At 48.2% G+C, this 21658-nt stretch carries 23 protein-coding genes; 20 read left to right on the forward strand and 3 right to left on the reverse strand.

Annotated features, from left to right (window positions below):
• Window positions 1-1416: Fic family protein (locus tag KTR07_RS24930; RefSeq protein WP_217315527.1), on the forward strand; the 1416-nt coding region annotated here is incomplete at its 5' end.
• A 22-nt stretch (window positions 1417-1438) separates the two neighbouring features.
• On the forward strand, window positions 1439-1837 hold the full coding sequence (locus tag KTR07_RS24935; protein ID WP_005648588.1) for a hypothetical protein: 399 nt from the start codon (window positions 1439-1441) through the stop codon (window positions 1835-1837).
• 180 nt (window positions 1838-2017) lie between these two features.
• Here KTR07_RS24935 and KTR07_RS24940 read toward each other — a convergent pair whose 3' ends face one another.
• Window positions 2018-2401 (reverse strand): hypothetical protein, encoded by a 384-nt coding sequence (locus tag KTR07_RS24940; RefSeq protein ID WP_005648579.1) that lies wholly within the window; start codon window positions 2399-2401, stop codon window positions 2018-2020.
• 454 nt (window positions 2402-2855) lie between these two features.
• Between KTR07_RS24940 and KTR07_RS24945 the strand changes: the two genes are divergently transcribed.
• The 3 genes from KTR07_RS24945 (at window position 2856) to KTR07_RS24955 (ending at window position 5048) form a co-directional block, all read left to right on the forward strand.
• Window positions 2856-3872: an ArdC family protein gene (locus KTR07_RS24945; protein WP_005648576.1), complete on the forward strand. Its 1017-nt coding sequence runs from the start codon at window positions 2856-2858 to the stop codon at window positions 3870-3872.
• Between the two features lie 172 nt (window positions 3873-4044).
• A complete protein-coding gene (locus KTR07_RS24950; RefSeq protein ID WP_005648574.1) occupies window positions 4045-4572 on the forward strand; it encodes a hypothetical protein in 528 nt (175 codons plus the stop codon).
• Window positions 4491-5048: a hypothetical protein gene (locus KTR07_RS24955; RefSeq protein WP_225018426.1), complete on the forward strand. Its 558-nt coding sequence runs from the start codon at window positions 4491-4493 to the stop codon at window positions 5046-5048. Before KTR07_RS24950 ends, KTR07_RS24955 begins: the two co-directional genes overlap by 82 nt.
• 72 nt (window positions 5049-5120) lie before the next feature.
• On the opposite strand, the gene KTR07_RS24960 is transcribed toward KTR07_RS24955, so the two are convergent.
• Window positions 5121-5513: a hypothetical protein gene (locus tag KTR07_RS24960; RefSeq protein WP_005648570.1), complete on the reverse strand. Its 393-nt coding sequence runs from the start codon at window positions 5511-5513 to the stop codon at window positions 5121-5123.
• Between the two features lie 315 nt (window positions 5514-5828).
• Here KTR07_RS24960 and KTR07_RS24965 point away from each other — a divergent pair, with 315 nt between their 5' ends.
• A complete protein-coding gene (locus KTR07_RS24965; protein ID WP_005842205.1) occupies window positions 5829-6515 on the forward strand; it encodes a SprT-like domain-containing protein in 687 nt (228 codons plus the stop codon).
• Between the two features lie 275 nt (window positions 6516-6790).
• On the opposite strand, the gene KTR07_RS24970 is transcribed toward KTR07_RS24965, so the two are convergent.
• A complete protein-coding gene (locus tag KTR07_RS24970; protein ID WP_005648610.1) occupies window positions 6791-7831 on the reverse strand; it encodes a replication initiation protein in 1041 nt (346 codons plus the stop codon).
• Between the two features lie 783 nt (window positions 7832-8614).
• On the opposite strand from KTR07_RS24970, the gene KTR07_RS24975 reads away from it, so the two are divergent.
• The 14 genes from KTR07_RS24975 to KTR07_RS25040 all read left to right on the forward strand — a co-directional run bounded on the left by KTR07_RS24975 (window position 8615) and on the right by KTR07_RS25040 (window position 21655).
• Window positions 8615-9211: a BfmA/BtgA family mobilization protein gene (locus KTR07_RS24975; RefSeq protein WP_254306574.1), complete on the forward strand. Its 597-nt coding sequence runs from the start codon at window positions 8615-8617 to the stop codon at window positions 9209-9211.
• Window positions 9212-9215: 4 nt separating this feature from the next.
• Entirely contained in the window at window positions 9216-11471 is a 2256-nt protein-coding gene (locus KTR07_RS24980; RefSeq protein ID WP_143920097.1) for a DUF5712 family protein, read from the forward strand.
• Between the two features lies 1 nt (window position 11472).
• Entirely contained in the window at window positions 11473-12912 is a 1440-nt protein-coding gene (locus KTR07_RS24985; protein WP_005842196.1) for a type IV secretory system conjugative DNA transfer family protein, read from the forward strand.
• A gap of 263 nt (window positions 12913-13175) precedes the next feature.
• On the forward strand, window positions 13176-13463 hold the full coding sequence (locus KTR07_RS24990; RefSeq protein ID WP_005842194.1) for a hypothetical protein: 288 nt from the start codon (window positions 13176-13178) through the stop codon (window positions 13461-13463).
• Entirely contained in the window at window positions 13463-13765 is a 303-nt protein-coding gene (locus KTR07_RS24995) for a hypothetical protein (RefSeq protein WP_005842192.1), read from the forward strand. Before KTR07_RS24990 ends, KTR07_RS24995 begins: the two co-directional genes overlap by 1 nt.
• A gap of 11 nt (window positions 13766-13776) precedes the next feature.
• Window positions 13777-16221 (forward strand): VirB4 family type IV secretion system protein, encoded by a 2445-nt coding sequence (locus KTR07_RS25000; protein ID WP_005842190.1) that lies wholly within the window; start codon window positions 13777-13779, stop codon window positions 16219-16221.
• Entirely contained in the window at window positions 16199-16768 is a 570-nt protein-coding gene (locus KTR07_RS25005; protein ID WP_007659504.1) for a lipase chaperone, read from the forward strand. The genes KTR07_RS25000 and KTR07_RS25005 overlap by 23 nt, the downstream gene beginning before the upstream one ends.
• Before the next feature lie 4 nt (window positions 16769-16772).
• Window positions 16773-17546 (forward strand): hypothetical protein, encoded by a 774-nt coding sequence (locus tag KTR07_RS25010; protein ID WP_005842185.1) that lies wholly within the window; start codon window positions 16773-16775, stop codon window positions 17544-17546.
• An 11-nt stretch (window positions 17547-17557) separates the two neighbouring features.
• Entirely contained in the window at window positions 17558-18202 is a 645-nt protein-coding gene (locus tag KTR07_RS25015) for a hypothetical protein (protein ID WP_005842183.1), read from the forward strand.
• Between the two features lie 58 nt (window positions 18203-18260).
• Window positions 18261-19097: a conjugative transposon protein TraM gene (gene traM, locus KTR07_RS25020; protein ID WP_234164000.1), complete on the forward strand. Its 837-nt coding sequence runs from the start codon at window positions 18261-18263 to the stop codon at window positions 19095-19097.
• Window positions 19094-20191 carry a conjugative transposon protein TraN gene (traN, locus tag KTR07_RS25025; protein ID WP_005842179.1) on the forward strand — a complete coding sequence of 366 codons (1098 nt, stop codon included), beginning with the start codon at window positions 19094-19096 and terminating at the stop codon, window positions 20189-20191. The genes traM and traN overlap by 4 nt, the downstream gene beginning before the upstream one ends.
• Window positions 20175-20741 (forward strand): M23 family metallopeptidase, encoded by a 567-nt coding sequence (locus tag KTR07_RS25030; protein WP_007659497.1) that lies wholly within the window; start codon window positions 20175-20177, stop codon window positions 20739-20741. Before traN ends, KTR07_RS25030 begins: the two co-directional genes overlap by 17 nt.
• Window positions 20728-20937 carry a helix-turn-helix transcriptional regulator gene (locus tag KTR07_RS25035; RefSeq protein ID WP_005842174.1) on the forward strand — a complete coding sequence of 70 codons (210 nt, stop codon included), beginning with the start codon at window positions 20728-20730 and terminating at the stop codon, window positions 20935-20937. The genes KTR07_RS25030 and KTR07_RS25035 overlap by 14 nt, the downstream gene beginning before the upstream one ends.
• Window positions 20938-20947: 10 nt before the next feature.
• Window positions 20948-21655 carry a hypothetical protein gene (locus tag KTR07_RS25040; RefSeq protein WP_007659494.1) on the forward strand — a complete coding sequence of 236 codons (708 nt, stop codon included), beginning with the start codon at window positions 20948-20950 and terminating at the stop codon, window positions 21653-21655.
• Window positions 21656-21658 lie beyond the last annotated feature (3 nt).

Below are 21658 nucleotides of genomic sequence, written 5' to 3' on the forward strand. Positions count from 1 at the left end.
GAGATAGGGAGGACGCATTTAACCCGGCTGTTGGATAACGGCTGGTTGCAGGAAGTAATGAAAGGCTGGTATATTGCGGCCAGGCCGGGAACAGAGGGGGATACGACGGTCTGGTACACCTCATTCTGGTATTTTATTGCGAAATATGCGGCCGTCCGGCTGGGGGAACGGTGGTGTTTGACGGCCGACCAGTCGTTGGATCTGTATTCGGGGAAAACGACCGTGCCCGTACAGGTGGTTATCAAATCGCCGAAAGGCCATAACAACACGCAAAAGCTGATGTATGATACCTCGCTTTTGGTGTTTCAAAGCGAGATCCCGGATCAGGTATATAAAGAGCCGGAATACGGCCTTAATCTCTATCCGCTTGCCGAAGCCCTGGTATATACCACGCCGAGATATTTCCAGGTGGAGAAGATCGCGGCCCGCACCTGCCTGGCCATGATACGGGACGCTGCCGATATATTAAAGGTACTGACGAAAAACGGGGCTTCGCTTCGTGCCGGAAGAATAGCCGGGGCGTTCCGGAACATCGGGAACAGCGAAATCGCCGACAGCATCGTTTCCACGATGCGGGGGTTCGGGTATGACGTGAGAGAAGAAGATCCGTTCGAGGATCAGCCACGAACGCCCCTTGTTTATGAGGTGTCGCCTTACGTCACACGCTTGCGCCTGATGTGGGAGAACATGAGGGATAAGGTTGTAGAACTGTTTCCCGAAGCCCCTGGAAAGATTGATGACGTGGAGGGGTATTTGAGATCCGTCGATGAAAAGTATTCGGAGGACGCTTATCATTCTCTCTCGATCGAGGGATATAGGGTTTCCCCGGAACTGATCGAGAAAGTGCGTGTCGGGAACTGGAAGCCGGAGGAAGAAGATAAGGAGCATAAAAACGCGCTGGTGGCACGTGGGTATTACCAGGCGTTCCAGGCTGTCAGGGGGACGATCGCCGATATACTGAAAGGAAAGAACGCAGGGGAAGCGGTAAGGGCGGATCATCCGGTCTGGTATATGCAGATGTGGATGCCGTTCGTTACGGTGGGGATCTTGCAAAGGGAGGATCTTGTGGGTTATCGTACCGGGCAGGTCTATATACGGGGATCGCAACATATCCCGTTGAACCCGAAAGCGGTCAGGGACGCTATGCCCGTCCTTTTCGATCTCTTGAAGAATGAGCCGCACCCGGCGGTAAGGGCTGTCTTGGGACACTTCTTTTTCGTGTATATTCACCCCTATATGGACGGGAACGGGAGAATGGGACGGTTCGTCTTGAACGCCATGCTTGCGTCTGGAGGCTATAACTGGACGGTTGTTCCGGTGGAGCGTAGAAAAGAATATATGAAAGCGTTGGAAAAGGCCAGCGTGGAGGGGGATATTTCGGAGTTTACGAAAGTAATCGCATCATTGGTCAAGTAATGATATTTATAATAATGACAATATGAAATCAACGGAATATATCGAATGGGATAAACTGGAGCAGATCCCGTTCTGCCTTTGCCGGATCGCGGAGGATGAAGAAAACCAGGAAATAGATGTTTATTATCTGGATAAACGGGTTTGCCATGATTACGATCATGTGGGGCATTATTTTCGTACTGCGATAATCATGTTTAGAAGGATCAGGAACATAACGGCCGATTGGGTGAACCTCAAAAACCTTTGGTTGCTAAGGGACTGTATCAGGGAGAATTTTAATCATGGCCTGGAGGTGGACGATCTGATCTTCGGGGAAACATTCGACGGTGAGGATCCGGAAACTATAAAGCCGCTAACCAAAGAACGGCTGTTCAAGATTAAAAAGGTGATTCAGGAAAAAGATCCATACGCTACCGTATAGGGGGGGAGTATATAAAAACAAAACCCTGGAGTTTGTCTTGCGACAGGGACAACAGGGGATTACTACGCAAATATAGGGAGTATATCTCGTTTATACAAGGATTTTATGGCTTTTCTGGATTGATTTTAAAAAGAATAGAGGCTTGTTCCCTGGAATGTAGTATTTACTACTTTTAGTATTTTAGTATATTAGTACGCTTTTCTTTTGGAGGATTTGGGCGTTCCCGTAAACGGTCGGGCTTTCCGCCTCCAAGTCCTCGCCTAAAGGCTGTGGGCTTTCCACTGCAATCCCTAACGCATGAATACACCCACCCACCCGATTAAGGTAGGCTATTTCCGGATAGAGCCGTTCGGTGAAGCCAGCCGGATAAAAGCCGCCTGACTTTTCACTGATCGGCACAATCCGGGTACTCCGGTAGCCGATTGTCGAACCCGGTTTTAACCCCCCTTTCAGGGGAGAGAGGTATTTTAGTTTTTCCGGCGTGGCCGCCTTGCGTTTACCTTGACCGGGGTTTTTGTCTGCAAAGGTCAAACGGCTTTTTCCATATCCCAAGTTGAGCCGCAAGCGGCTTTTAGAAAAAATCTCCAGCCTGGCTAAAGCCAGGTAGTATTTTTCCTAAAAAACTTGTGCTATGGAAAAAAACGTTTGGGGTGTTCTCATACAAAAACCCCTCGGAACTCAAGGTAAACGCAAGATGACCACACCGACAGCCCCGAAAAACCAAAATGAGGTTGTCTTGATACAAAAACATCGGAATCTTAGGCATCCGCAAGGTTTTTTGGGGGGGAGAGGGTGCGAGGTGGGGAGTTTACTATCGGAAAAAATCAGGTAGTAAATACTAAATTTAGTATATACTAAAATACTACTTTTTCATATAATTATCTGATAAATAGTTAGTTAAATGTTGTTTAAATACTTGCATATCTCAAATAAAAGTGCTATATTAGAGGTATAGAAAAAGAGATAACAACCTTTAGAACTGGCTCACCCACCAGGATAAAGAACGGGGGACGTAGTTATGAAAACTGATTATTTCGACAAGGCAGCGCAACAGTTTGCAAATTTGATGATCGAGAAGATCCAGCAGGTAGAGGACAATTGGCAAAAGCCCTGGATCACCATTGCGGCGAATACACGCAATTTCTTTCCGCAGAACCTCACAGGACGCAGGTACGCCGGAGGTAACGCCTTTTTACTTCTTTTCCTTTGCGAGAAATTCCAGTACCAGACACCCGTATTTATGACATTCAACCAGGCGAAAGAGGCCGGGATCTCCGTGCTGAAAGGATCGAAATCGTTTCCGGTCTATTACTTCCTTTTCTACGTGTACCACAAGGAAACACGCAAGAAAATAACCTTTGAGGAATACAAGGCGTTAAGCCGGGAGCAGCAACAGGAATACAACGTTATACCGACCTATAAATATTACTCGGTCTTTAACCTGGATCAGACCAATTTTTCGGACGTGAGGCCGGAAGAATGGGAAGCGTTAAGGGAGAAGTTCAGAGGGGGACAGGCAGAGCAGCCCGACGGGACAACCGGAGAGGCGCACCCCGAAATAGACGCCATGCTGGAGGCGAAAAGCTGGTTTTGCCCGATACGGGAGCAGCAAGGCGACAGGGCTTTCTATTCTCCTTTAGCCGATTATATCGTAGTGCCGCTTCGCTCGCAGTTCGTCGATATGCAGAGCTTTTACGAAACGCTTCTGCATGAAATGGGACATTCCACGGGACACCCCACCCGATTGAACCGGGATCTTGCGCACCCGTTCGGATCAGAGGAATACGGCAAGGAGGAATTAACGGCCGAGTTCGCCGCAGCCCTGGCAGGAATGTTTTTCGGGATAGCCGAACATATACGCACTGAAAACGCAGCTTATCTGAAAAGCTGGATAAAGGCGATCCGGGAAGAACCCAAGTTCATTTTAAACGTACTGGCCGACGCTATGAAAATTGTCAAGATGATAGCCGGGAAACTGAATATCTCCGTAGAAAGCGAGGAAACGGCAGCAGATGAAGCGGAACAGGTGGCATGATACAAGGAAGATCCCCCGAAAGGGGGACAGCCTTTCGGGGGGAGTTCTTTTTGGCACTCGCCCCAAAAAGAACCAAAAAACGCTTTGCCGCTACACTCCGTTTCGCTTTCATAGCTCTGATAATGCGTTTTTTGATTGGATAGATATATATTTGTAGATAAAATAATGTAATATGAACAAACCGAAGATTATACAGATTATTGATGTTGTTTCCAATGCGATAGCAGGAAACCGTATCGACGAGGATTTTATAAAGAGTTGTATTTACGGAAAAGTGGATGCGGAACTGTATGCGCATCTTTTAGGCAAATACAGGGGGTATGACGGGGATTTCTTTCAGTTTTATTTGGGGACGGACGATCGGATAAACCGGGCTTTGCTGGAGAACCTGGGGATTAAGGTCGAACCCGACAAATATCCGGACTATGATAGCCGGATTGTTGCGCAGGTCGTCCAGGGAAAGAAAAGGTTTGATATTTATCCTTTCGAGTTGGAAGCCTTTAACAGATATGCCATGTTTGGCAATAATAATGCGCTTTCATGCCTGAAAGGGATTTCCCCGACAGCCGGGCAGACCGTCCGGGAAAACGGTATTAACGAGTATGGAAACGCCTTGAATTGGTCGCTGTTCTGGATAAAGGCAAATCCGGAGGACAAAGCCCTGTTAGTGGATCACGTTTTGAATATCCCCGAACGATGATAGCGGAATATTTCATTTACCGGAGAAAGGGGGATAAAGAGCCGTTTATCTCCCTGGGGGAAATGCCGCAATACGGGTTAAGGCCGAAACAGAAGTTTACCGGGAAAAAACTTAAAATAGAGGTGATCCGCAGGCTTTCCGGTGTGGAAATCGAGCAGACGGCCACCACTCCGCAGATAAACGCCTATATCGAGGCGAATATCTATGATACCGAACGTTGGCCGGAGTACCGGAAGTTATACCGACAGGTGGCCGGAGAGGTGGAAACCGTGGCCGACATCTTTACGCTCCAGTATATTTTAGTGGCCGAACTGGAGGATCAGACCAGGACGGGAAAGGACTGCCAGCCGCAGCCGACAGATCCGAAAGACGAGAGGCTGATACACCTAATCCGGTGCGAGCTTATGGGTGAACCCCTGGAAATGTACAAGACGATGATAAACCCGATCATCGCCTTAAAGAAACGTTTCGTTTGATACTACATCTACTAAAAATAGTAGATACTACTTTTAGTATTTTAGTTCGTACGCTCAATCCTGGGAGAAAAACTAATCGGGATATTCATTGAGTTCCCGGTATGCCTTAGCTAACTCTTCTTGGGTGTGACGTTTGAACTTTTTACGGCTTATGATGAAAGGCAACCTCTGATTCATTTCATTCTCGTACTCGTCCAGGAGATGTTTACCCCTTCCGGTAAGGACGACATGGGTACGGTCGTCGGAAAAGCGGATCTCTTTTAAATCTTCCATTGTATCTAATATACGGAGGATGATTTTCTCGTAAATGGGGGTACGCAGTAACGGGTGTGCGAGCATGGGGGAATTGTATTTTATATCGAAATTCTCGATGATCTCCGTCTGCACTTCCTCTATATGCTTGGGAAGTGCTTTTCCCAGCGTGTAGTAAACAGCTATCTGAAAGTCTTTGTAATTTGGAAACATGGGCGTATATGGTTTATTGGGAACGTGGATATTTTTAATATTTCCGTTCCGGGATTCTTCGGCCGAAAGATAAAAAAATCTCTCGAATAATCTTTGGGATAGATGCGCTTTTTTTAGTAAATACTAAAAATAGTATTTTTGTAATGCGCATTACAGTAGTGTATTTTGTAAACGTAACGTGTACTTATTCAAGTATTTTAGTAAAATGGGTATCTTTTATATCCGGTTATACTAATATTAGTATTTTAGTATTTTTGTAATGTACATTACAAAAATATCCGTATCTTTGCATTCAGATTGAAAAACAAAAGGCTTATGATAACGACGATCCAGTTTAAGACGTTGGACGACTTGTATCAGTTTTACAACGACGCAATTTTTAACGGTGAGCTTTCGGAATGTATCGTGAATATGTCCCGTCACGGTGGGGCGTTCGGCTTTTTCGCCGCCAACCGTTGGAGAGGGGACGGGCAGGAAAAAAAGGTCGTTCACGAGATCAGCATCAACCCCGATTTTATGAACCGGGAAGATCGGGACTGGCATTCTACCCTGGTACATGAAATGTGCCATTTGTGGCAGGAGGATTTCGGCAGGCCGAGCCGGGGAGGGTATCATAATTCGCAATGGGCTGACAAGATGATCCAGGTCGGACTGATGCCGTCCGACACCGGGGAGGCCGGAGGCAAAAGGACAGGCCAGAGCATTACGCATTATATCATTCCGGGAGGGAAGTTCGAGCAGGTTTTCAATACGCTAAGCCGGGAGGATCTGCAAAACTTGCGGCTTAGGTACAAGCCGACTTTGGCGGCCGTACCTACCCGGCCGATCCGCATCGCCGGAAGCGACGGGGACGAAACGGAAGAACCGGAAGATCCGGACGAGGGGGAGAGCAAAAGCGGAAAGCGGAAGAAATACACCTGTGGGTGCGGCTGTAACGTGTGGGGAAAATCCGGGCTGGTGTTAAGGTGCGGACTGTGCGACACTGATTTTACGGAACAATAGGAAACAGTGCAAAGGTCAGAAGCCCCCAGTAAAAACCCCGCCGGAGGCAGATTTCAAGCATACTCGTTTTACTAAAATACTAAGATAAGTCTATACTAATCTTAGTATTTTAGTATTATTGTAATGTGCATTACAATATAGGGGTATATGAAAAAGTGGGGATGTCGTAATACGTCAATTCGCCCCACTTTTAAGGCTTGACGTGCAATAGCCGTCAGCCCCCAGACGGACGGGAACCACCCCGGCCGCACACAAATATAGAAAATCTTCCGGATTTAACCAAACAGGTCGGGATCTTTCTTTTTCCCCCTGGCCTTGATACCGAAATCCTCACGCAGCATCTTTGCCAGTGAATTTTGTGCGTGGGCTGTACTCATTTCACCGCTGCAAACCTTATCGTCGTAATATGCACAACGGTCGTACACGTCTTTCAGCCGTCCGCTTTCCAGGATCTTGTCGAGTGCCCTTACCGGGGTGTTGTCGCTCGGATAGCTTAAAGCACCGTAAACCCAACGGTAAACGAACGAGTATTGTTGTTGCTGGTCGCCTCGCAGTTCTTGGGGATTTCTCGCATGGATGAACAGGATAATCGTGTCGGCTTTCGGTTTTTGCCCCTTTTTAGGCGTTTTGCAGATGAATTTGTAATCGAACCATACATCGGCCTCGCTTTCCTTGATTCGTGTCTGTGCAGGCCTTAAAACCTTTTGGTCGATCTGTGCATTCGAGTAGGAGGCCGGGATCTCCAGGTCTTTGCAGAATTGGTCGATCGAGTAATAATACTCCCGTCTGTCCCGTTGGCTGCAAATGATCTTGTAGAGCCGCTTGGTGTAATTGCCCCGGAGGGTTAAGGCGATGTTCTTCCCGTACCTTGTACCGCCGACACCCGTACCGTAGTAGAGCAGGAAAGGGATCGCCCAGGGGTTGAGCGTCAGGGCTACCCGGTTTGTGCCTTTGATGTTGTGTACCGTCGTTATCACCACCCCGAACGTTTCCACCGTCTGGTGGATATTGGGATGCACCCAGCGAAAGGAAAAGTTTTTCCGCATCATGGCGATAGCCTCTTTCAGAACTTTGCTCTTGTTGTTCTTCCCCCCGGCTTCGTCGCATTTGATCTCGACGACAGGCTGGTTAAAGAGGTCTTTAGGCAGTTGTTTTTCCCTGGTCATGTGTTGCTGGATCTGGTCGCTTATGAGCGTCAGGAGGTTTTCTTGCCACTCGGTCACAGAGTACTGGCCGAATGTTACGTTATTCGGCTGGATTAACATTACTTCTTCCTCCGTAGGAGGAATATAGAGGGTGATGTCGTTGGTCGCCATAGGCTTTTTTTTTTGAGTTCGGGACAAAGTTAAAGAAATAAAAGATACCGCCAAAAAATACCAAGTACTTTTTATTGTAACCTTTAGTAAAATGGGTATTTATTGGAGGGGGTAATTTTAGTAAAATAAGTATTTTCCCCCTTCGGATTTTAGTAAAATGAGTATTTTAGGTTGTGTCTTTTCACTTATAACGATTTGTATTTCAGTTAATTATAAATGAAAAAACGCTTTCTTACAAAGAACCTCTACAAAGACTATTCTCACAAAGAAGGAAAATCTTAGGGAATCACAGGCTTCAAAAACGGCTGGAAAATGTGCATTTTGAAAACGGAAAATGAGAAACGGAGAAAAAATGAGCGAAGCGTTTCTTTAGTGCGATTTTTCCGCGCGTTAAAATGTGTAAAATTTTGTTTTTGTGTTGTAAAATATAAGGTGATCGGAACGATTGCCGCCGTTTTACAAATGTACACTTTTTTGGGGGGCGGTGTACATTTGTAATGTGCATTTTGGGGGCTGGGTGTCTGATGTATTGGAGCGAAGCCGTGCGGAGCGTTCCAGGAGCGACGAGCGAAGCAAGGAGAGAGAGAACGACGGTTTACCAAAGTGAGCAAGCAGTCATTGGACTTAGTCCAATGCTGATTTTCTAAATCACTGATATATAACTGTTTACTTGTTTATATGTATGCGAATTGCATACATATTGCATACATTATTTTGATAATTCATTGAATTATAGTATATTGTAGCCGATATTTATGTATGCAAACCCCTATACGTGAAATTATGGCAACAACAAGTAAAGATACGTCTATCCGTATAAAGGAGAGTACAAGGTTTAGGCTTGATATGCTGAAAGGAAACAAATCGCACGATGCGTTCGTGGCCGAAATGTTACTCTATTTTGAAACAACGGGGATCACCCCGCAGTCGAATGTAATGCCGCCGAACATTGCGGCCAAAGAGCAGGCAAGCCGGGTGATCGAAGTTGTCCGGGGCATTGAGAAATCCACTAACGTAAGGCTGAAAAACATCGAACAACTCCTTTTGTCGCTTGTCGGGGAAGTGAAAACGCCGGGGGACAATCCGGACGAATATATGCACATCTCACAGGTACAGGAACTTTTGGAGCGTTCCAAGCAACTGGAACAGGAAGCCAGGGAAAACCGGGAGAAGGCCAGGAAACTGCAAACGGATCTCGAAATAGCCCGGCAGGAGAAAGGAACTCCGGCCGTCGGATGCAATACGCACAAGATCCTGGAGATCGTGGAGCGTATCGACGAGGTGAAGAAGATACCGACATTCAACGATACGGTTTATGAGATAGACCGTAATACGCTGGATATGTGGGTGAAAAGGTTAAAGGACGAACTAAAGAGATAAGCCTATGTTTGCCAAAGTACACCCGGCCGAGGACGTGAAAAGCGGAAATACGGGAAGCTGTCACGACCTGGTGCGTTATCTGGAAAAGGAAACGGGGGAGGGACAGCGTTTTTTCTCCCATACGGAGCAGGATATTTCACCCGAACGGGTAATTATGGATATAGACGGGAACAAAAAGGCGTTAGGGGCTAACGACGCTAAATTCTTCATGCTTTCGCTCAATCCGTCGCAGTCGGAACAAATGCACCTTATCGGCCGGAAAGTGGACGATTTTAAGGAACTTACACCACAGGAGAAAAAAGAGGTTTTCCAAAAGCTGGAGGCGTTCACCCGTTCGGCTATGGATGAATACGCCTTGAACTTCGGACGGGACAATATTAGGGGAGGCCAGGATCTCATGTATTACGCACGTGTGGAAACGGAACGATCCTATCATCCGGAAGATGAAGAGGTGAAACAGGGGATCACCAGGATCGGAGAGCCTAAACCCGGTCTGAACTTACACGTTCACGTAATCGTTTCACGCAAGAGCCTGGACGGGAAAGTGAAACTTTCTCCGGGGGCTAAATCGGCCGGGAACACCTGGGAACTGGAGGGCAGGGGGACGGTGAAACGGGGTTTTTCACATGAGGGCTGGAAAGTCAGGGTACAGGAATGTTTTAACCGGAAATTCGATTACCAGGCCAAAGAGGGGGAAACTTATGTACGTCCGCAGGTATCGGCCGAGATCGGGAAGATCACGAACCCGGAGCTTAAAAGGATATTGCAGGACGAGCAGTTTACGGCGGCAAACCAGATCGTCGCAGCCATGAGGGAACAAGGTTACACGCACCAGGTAAGGAAGGGGGTGCATTCCTTTTCACGGGAGGGTGAAGTGTTCCAGGTTGAACACAGGCTCTTGAAAGCGTTCGAACAACCTCTGTCTGACGAGCAGCTAAAAAGCATAACGGAACGTTTCGACTTGACAAAGTACGAGGCGAACCCGGCCGGGTACAGGGAGAACGGTTTGCAGGTAAAGGATATAAGTTTCTCGACATATGTAAAAGATGAAGCACAGAAGGGGGAAAAGGCCTTGAAAGAGGTCGCTTATAAAGTGGTTTATGATGAACAAAACCATACGACGGTATCGTTCGCCACCGTCCGGCAGTTCGCATACGAGCATCAAATAAACCTGGTGAAAAGCGAACCGACGGCCGAAGCCGTCTTGAAGAAGATCAAGAACCCGGAGCTTAAAAACCTGTTGGAGAACTACCGTTTTACGTCCGCTAACCAGATTGTCGTAGCCATGAAAGAACAAGGCTACACGCATAAGGTACGGAAAGGGGTACATTCCTTTTCACGGGAGGGTGAACGGGTGAGCATACGGCACAAGGATCTGAAAAAATTCGCCGATCCGAAACTGGAGAGCCGCCACATGGAGGGCATTATCGAACGGTTTAACCTGTACAAGTACAAGCAGGAGGGCGTGGCCTACCGGGAAAACGGCCTGGAAGCCAAGAATATTTCTTTCCTGACATACCAGAAAGTGCCGATCGAGCCGGAAGAGGATAAAAGCGTGACCGGAAAGCCGGAAACAAAGGAGGAAGCGCAGCAGCCACAGCAGGAAACGCCGGGGAGCGAGGCACATCCGGAAGAAACGGAAAACGAAGCGGAAACGCCCATGCCTGAACCCGATCCGGTGAAATACAGGAAAGAGCTTAAAGAGGTGTCTTATGATGTACTGTTTGATAGGGAAACGAAAACCTATGTGCCGATTTCGGCGATCCGGAAATACGCATACGAGAATGAGATCAATCTGATAGACCGATACAAGCATGGGTACGCAGTCAGGAACGAGGATCTTAGGGAGTGCCTGGCAAATCCCGAATACCGGACGGTAAGGCAGATAAACAAGGCCATGAGGGAGAGGGGATATACGATCGAAAGGGACGAGGCCGGAAACTATACCTACATCAAGGGGGAAAGTTCTTTCTTTATGGAACGCCGGGATTTGCTTGCCTTTACCGGGTACGCCAAAGATACCGGAGGCCGGGAAAGGGAAAGGGGAACGCACCGAAGCGCAGACAAGACGGTCGGGTTTATCGGTGGTAAGGCCAAACAAAAGCTGATAAACGAGATCCTGGGGGATAGCTTCCGGACGGAAAGGATGCTTGTAGGCAACGTGAAAAAGGCCGTCAGCCTTATACAGAACCCGGCTAATATAAAAATGATGCTGATAAAACAGATCGGCAGTTTTCTAAACCCGTTTAAAGAGTTATGATATGATGATGTATATTATTATAGGGATCGCCTGCCTGGTGGGGATCATCGTTGTTGTGCTGTTGCTTCCAAATTCCGGGAAACAGCAGCAAAAAGGACAGAAATACCGTTTTGAACTGTCGGCCGGGGGAGGGAGGAAAATAACCTTTGCCGATCCGTTCGATAATTTCCTGGTCTATGGTGGGGCGAACTCCGGAAAGACCAAAAGCATAGGAAAGCCCTTGTTAAGCCAGTATATACAGGCCGGGTTTGCCGGATTTGTCTATAATTACAAGGATTTCGATCTGGCAAGGACAGCCGTACACCTGGTAAAAAAACATAATTACCCTTATGGGTGCTTCCAGATCAGTTTCACGGATATGGAACGGACGCACCGGACAAATCCGATACGTCCTTCCGTGGTGAAGAATGAAACCTTGTTCTTGCAGCTAATGGATGATATGCTGACCGCCTACCAGGGAAAGGACGGCAAACGGGACGAGTGGTTTAACGGGGCGTTGGGGATATTAAGGGGCGTTTCGATCCGGTTTTATAACGATTATCCGCAGTTTTGCACGATACCCCATATCGTTAATTTCATTTGTTCGGCCGGAACTGTCCGGATAACGTCGTTCCTGGAGGGCAAGCACCAGAGCCGGGTACTGGCCGGGGCATTCCTGGACGCAAAGGACAGCCCCAAGACGCAAAGCAGCTATCTAAGCAGCCTTACCAACAGTCTAAGCACGCTCGCCAACGAAAAAAAGGTGTGTTATGTCCTTTCCGGAAATGATTTCGACTTTAACCTGATAGATCCGGAATGTCCGAAATTGGTTGTCGTATCGAACGCCTATCAGATCGAAAACCTGATTTCCCCGGTTATATCGCTCATGCTTTCCATTTCGTCCCGGCGTTTCACGCTGGCGAACAAAGTGCCGTTCTTCTACTTTCTGGATGAAGCGACCACGTTCCGGATCGCCGATTTCGAGAAACTGCCGTCCGTTCTAAGGGAATACCTTTGCAGTTTCGTTTTCCTCACGCAGTCGGCGGCGAAGATCGAGAAGATATACGGGAAATATGACCGCAGTTCGATAGAATCCAATTTCGGGAACCAGTTCTTTGGCCGGACAAAGGATATAGAGGCCTTGAAAAGCTACCCGCTTGTTTTTGGAAAAGAGGAGAGGCAGAGGGTTTCAAAGACCACCGGAAGCAGCCGGGGAGGGGAGAACCGCAGCCGTACAGTTTCCACGCAGAAAGAGGAAATATACGACACGAATTTCTTTACCAGCCTGAAATCGGGCGAGTTCGTGGGGAGTGCGGCACATTCCAACATGAGGAACTTTCATTTGAGGTTTGAAATGTACGAGGACAAGGAAGATCCGCTTCCGATCGTGCATCCCGTACTGGCCTCGGATATAGAGGAAAATTACCAGCAGATCATAAGGGATATACAAGGCATTGAATAACAAGGGAAGTGTGGCGACATTCTACAAAGTGTGGGACAACTCCACACTTTTTTGTGGAATATAAAAAAGGGGTAAAATTATAAAAGTTTGATAATTAGTGTATTTATTAAAACAGTAGTGTATTATGTCAAATTGGAATGGATTTTGTACAATATAATTGTATAAATACACTCCAGTTTGAAACTCCAGTGCAATAGCAAAGGTTGTTTTTGGATTGGCCGGATAAGAATTTATTTACTTAAATACTTAAAAATAAACTCCTTATGAAAACGCCTTTGTTTATCTTGCTCCAGGCTACTGGAGGTATCAGAAATGAAGTAAACACATTCCTTAGTGATTATGCCGTTCCGGTGATCGCCATGCTCCTGATCGTGGGAGTGGGGATCGGTGTGGTGATGAATTATGATAAGATTATAGACCGGGACGGACAGGGAACAAGAAAAGAGGGTATTGTAAACTTACTCTGGGTAGTTGGTTACATCATCATCGGGCTTGCGATCATTGCAGCCGTTATCGCACTTATCAATAGCAAACTTAAAATGTCCCTCTAATGGACTTCCAGGTTAGAAAGGGGCTGGAAACACCCCTGAAAGTGCATGGAATGAGAACGAAGTTTTTTTGCATCTATTGTATTATCCTGGCTGTGATTGTTCTTTTTGTCGTGGGCTTCCTGACAAGTGCCATGAGTGGGGAGGGATCTTTTTTGGCCTTTATCGTTTCGCTGGTGGCCGGGGCGTTCGCCTCTGTGGTCTTGCGGATCGTCTTTATCAACCTTTCCATGCAGCGCAAGTTCGGCAAGTTCAAAAGACAGGTATTTGTCATATCGAATAAGGATCTGTTAAACAGCCTGTAAACACTCTTTTTATGAAAATATCGGCAGCGCAAGCGTACTGTATCTTGGATACGGTAGGATCTTCCATACTTACCAAATCCGGCGAAATATCCGTTTCCTACCTGTTGGAATTGCCGGAGGCCTATTCGCTGGATCGCTCGGATCTGGAGGAAAGGCATAACGAGTTATTCCGGGCTTTCCAGTATGTCCGAACCGGGTTTATACATAAGCAGGACGTGTTTTTACGCAGGAAATTCAAGCCGGAATATGTGATCGAGGGGGAGGGCTATATACAGACGGCCGAAAGGAAGTATTTCGACGGACGGGAATACCTGCATCACTTCTGCATATTGTCCTTTACGCTTTCGGGACTGCAAAGCCTTGAAAAAGCGTACCAGGCCAACCCGTTGGCGTATAGCGAGAAACTGGCGAAGGCAGACCGGGACAGGCTGGCCGAGTTTCTGGAATCGGTGGAGAGTGCAGTTTCCATTATCCGGAATATCCGTGGCACGCAGATCCGGCCGTTGAACGTGGCCGAGGTGAAACAGCACCTTTTCCGGTACGTGAACGGTTTCCATGACGACGAGGGACTAAGGGATATACAGTGTTCCGATATGATAAGGATCGGGCAGAAGAAAGGGATATTCTTTGCCGTTTGTGATGAAAGGTATCTGCCCGACAGGATGAAAGTATATGTTACGGACAGCACTTTGCAGGAGGCAAACAGCCAGCTTTATATGTCGATGCTGGAAAGGATCGGCGTTCATGTGCCCTGTTCCCATGTGGTAAACCAGATATGGAAATTCGCCGGGGGAAGCTACCGGGAGGAACTGGCCGAGAGGGTGAAGCTGTTCGGCCGTTACCGGGAGTTTGACAAGGCCATAAAAAGCCGTTATGACGGCCTGGCCTCGTATGAGCAGGAGATCATCAACGAGGAAAACGTGCTTTGCAAAACGCACCTGAACGTGTTGCTGTTGGAGGATGACGAAACGATCCTGAACCGACAGACGGAACAGGTAAAAATGATTTTCACGAACGCCGGGTTTAAATATTACATTCCAAGTTACGAGGGGCTTTATAATATCTTTATAGGCTCGATCATCGGCCGGGAAAACAACCTGAATCCGGACTACCTGTTTCTTTCGGATCTGCATTCGTCGCTCTGCATGGGGATCAATTACTCTACGTTCCGCAGCGACAAGGAGGGGATCTTGTTTAACGAACGGCTGTATCAAACACCGATTCGAAAGGACGTTTGGGACGCAGATAAGAAACGCATTCCGGCACGTAACATGATTATCGTCGCATCGACGGGTGGGGGAAAGTCGGTTACGTCGTTGAACATCATCCAGCAGAACATCGAGCAGAATTATAAACAGATCGTCGTCGAGTTCGGAAAGAGCTTTTACCAGCTTTCGCAGTTGTACCCGGACAGGTCGCTGCATATTGATTATGACGGCAGCAGCCCGTTGGGGATCAATCCGTTCTATACGGCCGGGAAGCAGCCGGACAACGAGAAGATAAAGACGCTTGTAAACCTGGTGCTTAAATTCTGGCGGTCTAAGGCGATCATGGAGGACACGAAACAAGTTGTTTCGCTGACAAAGATCATTTGCCGTTATTACGAGGATATTCCCGACGGCCATTGTTTCCCGGACTTTTACAGGTACGTCCAAAGAGAGGGGAAAAAACTGTATGAGCGTTTGAATATCCTGCCGGAATACTTCGATATAGACAGCTTCCTGCACGTGTGTTCGGAATTTATGCCGGGGGGATTTTATGAGAACGTGTGCAAGCCGTCCCCACTGGAGAACGATATGCAGAACCGGGATTTTATCGTCTTTGAGCTGACGAAGATAAAGAAAGATCCGTTCCTGATTTCCGTCATTATGACAATCCTTTTCGATACGATAGAGAACAAGATCCTTTCGGATCGTTCCGTCAGGGGGATGCTGATCTTTGACGAGTACGCAGAAAGCCAGTCTATAAAGGACACCTTTTCAGGTGCGGACATACATTCGACGGTGGCGTTCTGTTACCAGAAACTCCGCAAGGAAAACGGGGCGGTGGGTACGATCGTCCAGTCATTGGCGCAGCTTCCCGATAACGAGTACACGAAAGGCATTATCGCCAATACGCAACTCTTATACGTGCTTCCGGCCAACGAGATCGTTTACGACCAGACGGTAGAGGCGTTCCATATCAAGAACCGGAGCCACGTAAACCTGATGAAGTCGATCCGTAACGACTTTTCAGGGGTACGGCCGTATTCGGAGATATTCATCCGGTTTATGGATAGTTATGCAACGGTGGTACGCCTGGAGCTTTCACCGGAAAAATTGCTTGCATTCCAGACCGACGGCGAGAAATGGAACAAATTGCAGGAGATTTACAAGGAGGCCGGAAGCATGGAAACGGCCATAGAGAAGTATAAACAATTAAAACAGAAAAGTTATGAAACGGAAATGTCTATGTAGTTTGCTTGTGATGATGTGCTTTTACTGTACGGCGTTCGGCCAGTGGGTGGTGTCCGATCCGGCCTTGACGCAGCTATCGCAGATAACCTGGGCGAAAGAACTTAAACAGGCATACGAACAGTTTCAAGTGCTGGGGGAATCCAGGGACATACTGACTAAGAGCCTGGATCTGTACCGGCAGGTGAACGGGGTTATCAAAAACTCTAAAATGGTGTTGCAGGTGCTTTCCATGCAGGGGGAAATGTTGGAACTGGCGGCGAAAGAGTGCACCCGGTCGGACGTGTTTACCGGACAGGAGGCATACGGGGAATATACGAACGTGCTGAACAAGATCATGGAGGAAAGCGTGCTTTCCTTTGACCTGATCCGGACGATCATATCGCCCTCGGTGAGCATGACCGACGGGGAGAGGATAAAAATTATCGTGGATCTGGATAACAAGCTGAAAGAGAACCGGGACAAGATGCTCGACGAGAGAGCGAGGTTTAATACGGTCAATGACGCTATAAAACGGATCGCAGCCCTGAAATCAACAGCCAAGAAGTGAGCCTATGGAAGTGATCGACAATGTGATTAGCGCATACGAGGCCGTCAAGATGAACGGCGTCAGCCAGGGGATCATCGCCCTTTGTTCCTTTATCGCCGTTATCATCGTGATACAAAAGTTCGTGACGGCCTGGAAAGAGGCCTTTAGCGAGGGGGACAAGCCCGTCGATATGAAACAGTTCTTCAAACTGTTCTATATCTATATTTATGTGTTCGCCATTATCATGGTCGCACCGTTCGCCTTTACGATCGTGGAAACGGCACTTGGAAATCTTCAGAACGAATTGATAAGCCATTATCAGGAGGACGTGGATCTAAGCATTGACGAGGCGATCGTAACCTTTACAAAGGACTATATCGAGGACGTGCAAAGGCGGCATAACTGGGTAGGGCAGCAGATTCAGGAGGTTATCATGCTGCCGTTCAATATTGCGGCTTATACGATACTCCTGTACGCAACGAAATATATATTTTTCTTCTTTGCGTCAGCCCGGTATCTGTATCTTATACTCCTGGAGATCGTCACGCCGATAGCCGTAATACTCTACATGGACGAGAAAACGAGGCATTATACGCACGCATACCTGAAAAACCTGTTTGTCTGTTACATGACGATCCCGGCGTTCCTGATAGCCAACGCCCTGGGGTCTATCATTGCGGAGAATATCATGCACATGTGCGGACAGAACAAATATACCATGCTGGGACTTCTTTTCGCTTTCGTGTTCAAACTTTTCCTGTTTGCCAAAAGCGTGAAATTTTGTCGTGAACTGTTTTAAATCCTGATCTTATGAATAAAGACGATATACTGAAAGATTTTGATACACTGGCCGAGGCCAAGCGCAAAGGAGCGGTAAACTTAAAATTGTGCCTGGGCTTTGCCCTGGTGGTGGTTGTCCTGGTGCTGGCCTGGGGACTGGTGGTGAATTTTACGGCACTGGATAAGGTGGTCGTGGTGGAGCGATCCGGCGAGTACCTGAAAACGCACGCCGAGGATAGCGAGGCTCTGTTTCTTGCCCTGGTGAAAAAGACGTGCGCCGAGGCGACCGGGTACGCTAACAGCTTCGATCGCCTGAACCTGAAAAAAAATCAGGCGCACGCCGCTTTTTATGTCAATAAGAACGATCTGAATGCCGTGTTCTCAAAGTATTATAATGATAAGGCCTATTTTGATGCGGTGCAGAACGGGGCGGTCTATAAATGCGAGATAGACAGCATCCAGACGATCGCCGGGGACAATGAGCCGTACAAGGTGGCTTTCACTTCCACCCTGACGATTTACGGCGTTTCGGGGCAGAAGCTAAGGTTTCTTATCAGGACGAAAGGGGAGATCGTGAGAACCACGCCGCAATTTCCGGAGAACGTGACGGGATTTTTCTTTAACCAGTTTATACAGCAGATTGTCCGGATAGAACAAGAACCTGAAAAAAAGTAACACTATGGATAAGGCCACGAAAACAAAAATAATCCTGTTCGCATCCCTGGGGATCTTCGTGCTGGTGGTGCTGGCCGTTACGCTGGCACTGACCGGGAAAGGGGACAACCGGGAAGAGGACGGGAGCGTGAACACTTCGCTTAGGGCACAGCAGCAAAGCGATTTTACCCTGGACGATATGATGAATACGGACGGACGGCCGGAGTACGAGAATTTTACCGATGAAGTGTACCGGGAACGTTCGGGAGCTATGTACCGGGAAGATCCGGAAGTGATAGCCTTGCAGGAACAGTTAAGGCAGAACCAGAGAGCCGACAGTCTGAAAGCGGCCGCAGCCATGAAACGGAGAACGGCGAAAGCCCGGCCGAAAAAGGAAACGCCGAAGAAGGAAGAGCCTGAAAGGACAGTAGGACGTTTCTTTTCGGGGGAAGAACCGGAGAACAAGGGAAACACGATAGAGGCCATTGTGTCGGGCGATCAGAAGATCACGAACGGGAGCGTGATAAAACTTGTCACGCTCCAAGAAATGCAACTGCCCGGCGGCATGGTGATTAACAAGGGGACGGCCGTTTTCGGGGTGGTGAAGCTCGCACAGGACAGGATCAATATAACGGTTGAATCCGTCCGGATCGGGAACAGCATCTATGAGATGCAAAAGACCGTGTACGACAGGGACGGACTGCCCGGTATATATGTGCCCTTGAACATCAAGGCGGAAGCGACAAAGGAGGCGGCCGACGAGGTGGTTAGCGATATGAACGTTACCTCTTACGGGACGGACGTTCTAAGTACGGGGGTTAATGCGGTGAGCAATGCGGCAAAGAGCGTGTTCCGGAAGAAGAACAACCAGGTCGTTGTCACCGTGAAGTCGAACTATAAACTATATCTGAAATGAAAGCTATTTGTTCTTTTATCCTGGCGTTGGCCGTTTCCTCGGCCGGGGCGCAGATCCGCCCGGTGGAAAGCCTGCCTATCGCAGTGAATTATTCCAAGACGATACATCTTGTATTCCCCTCGGCCGTGAAGTATAACCAGGCCGTTACGGACTTCGTGGCCGTCGATAACCCGGAGAGCGTGCCTAATATCTTGCGCATAAAGGCCAACCGGAAAAGTTTCAGCAAGCAGACGACCGTCAGCGTGGCGACCGAGGGAGGTTTTTTCTATTCGTTTAACGTGACCTATGCCGACAGCCTGGAGCATACGAACTATTTCCTGCCCGATATGTCGAGCATACGGCCGGACACTATCTATCTGAATGAGGTGTCGCAAACGCACCTGATCGCACCGGAAAAGGTGATTTATATAGATTACGGCGATACCTGCATACAGGTAAGCAAGGCCGAGAATACCGAGAATATCGTGCGAATGATCGCAGCCACGGGAAAGGTGGAGGAATTTCCCAGGCAGACAAACGTGTCGCTGGCGACCGAAGGGGGGAAGTTCTACACGTTCAACGTGGATTATCGGCAGCAGCCGGAGGCGTTCGTCTATGAGATAGGGGAGAAACGGCCGGAGAAAAAGGCGAACGTGATCCTGACCGACAACATTATCCCGGCCGGGGAAAGGGATCAGGTCATGAGCCGGGTATATAACGCAAAAAGGGGGATATTCAACAAGGGGATCGTTCGCAACAAGATCGTTTTCTCCGTGAACAACCTGCATATATATGATAACTTGCTCCTGTTTACCTTTGAGATCGAGAACAAAAGCAAACTGCCTTATGATATAGATTATATCCGGTATTACATCATCGACAAGAAAACGGCCAAGCTGACCGCATCCCAGGAAGTGGATCAGCAGGCTTTGTTCTCGGAGAATTATTCGCCCAGGATAGAGGGGAACGGCCGGATGAAATACGTGATCGCTTTCGATAAGTTCACCATTCCGGACGAGAAAGTTTTCCGTATCGAGATCAACGAGAAGAACGGAGGCCGTCACGTTCTTTTTGACCTGGAGAACAGCGACATCGTGAATGTGGAGGATATTTAGCCTTGCGATCCTTGCGCTGATCCCTGTCGGCCGGGTGGGGGCGCAGGACAAACGTTCGCTGATCGTGGAGGTGTTGCAGACCGCAGGGGATTACGGGGACATCGCCCCGGTGTGGGGGATCGTCCAAAAGGACGGGGATATTTACCGTTTCGTCCCCTCTGTCGCACCCCTGAAAGAGAAATACCGGATCTCCGACCGTTACGGCTACCGGACGCATCCGATAAGCGGTGAAAGGCAGTTTCACGCAGGCCTGGATATGGCGGCGGTGTATGCGGCTACCGTACACGCCGCAGCCAGTGGGACGGTGACGTTCGCAGGTGAAACGCCCGGATATGGGAAAACGGTAGTCGTTACGCACCGTTTCGGATTTCAGACCAGATACGCACATCTGACACTCATTTACACCCGGAAAGGTGCGAAGGTGGAAAAGGGGGACGTGATCGGGTTCGTGGGAAGCACCGGGATAAGTACCGGGAATCATTTGCATTATGAGGTGATAAAAAACCAAAAGAGAATAAACCCTTTAAATTTCATTTATGGAACTAAGTAATGAATTGAAAGTAGAAAGGATCAGGCTAAGCCTGACGGCGAAAAGCGTTGCCGAGGAAATGGGGATCAGCCGCCAGCAGCTTTGCAACATCGAGCAGTCGGAAACCGCCCCCGTGGTGGTGAAATACATCGCTTTTCTAAGGAGCAAAGGGGTGGATCTGAACGCTCTGTTTGACCGTATTATCGTGAACAAATAAAATAAATCGTATGAGAAAATTAGTTACCGCCTTGTGCGCTTTGGTCTTTTTGTCGTCTTGCGACGACGAACTGAAACTTGTCAGCCGGGATTTTTCCGTGACGCTGAAAAGTATAGACGGCAATACGGCCGTAGTGGGGAAGCCCATTAATTGCACCCTTACGATCTCGGATCTTGATCCGGACAACGGGGATCAGATATTGACACGCTTTGAGGTCAGGGACGGGGACGGCGTTATCCTGGTGGATAACAACGAATACAGCCCCGGAGAAACGTTTGAATATGATTTCAAGGCAAACAATCGGCTGGATTTCGATTTTATCCCGGCAACCGAGGGAGAGGCGTATATCGTCATGGGGGTAGCCAGCGAACTTGTGACACGATCCGACAGCATCAAACTGAAAGTTTCCAGCCCGGAGATAAACATACGTTTCCAGAACGTGCCGGATCTTATGCTGGTATCGGAGGAAGCGGAATTTTATTTGCAGCTTGATACGGAACTTTACGGGGTGAAAGCGTCGGCCAGGTTCGTAAAGGGAAGCGGCCGGGTGTATATTTCCGGGTATGATGCGACAAGGGGCGAGGGCGTGGCACTGGAAAAAAACAACCTGGTGACGTTCCGGCCGGATGCGACCGGGCAGGCGGTGATCGAGTTTACCGTTTCAAGCCGTTACGGTCTGCCAGTGAAAGAGAATGTAACGATACAAGTAAATCAATGAGGT

Source organism: Bacteroides sp. MSK.20.82 (genome assembly GCF_019052485.1).
In the GTDB taxonomy this organism is placed as follows: Bacteria; Bacteroidota; Bacteroidia; order Bacteroidales; family Bacteroidaceae; genus Bacteroides; species Bacteroides thetaiotaomicron.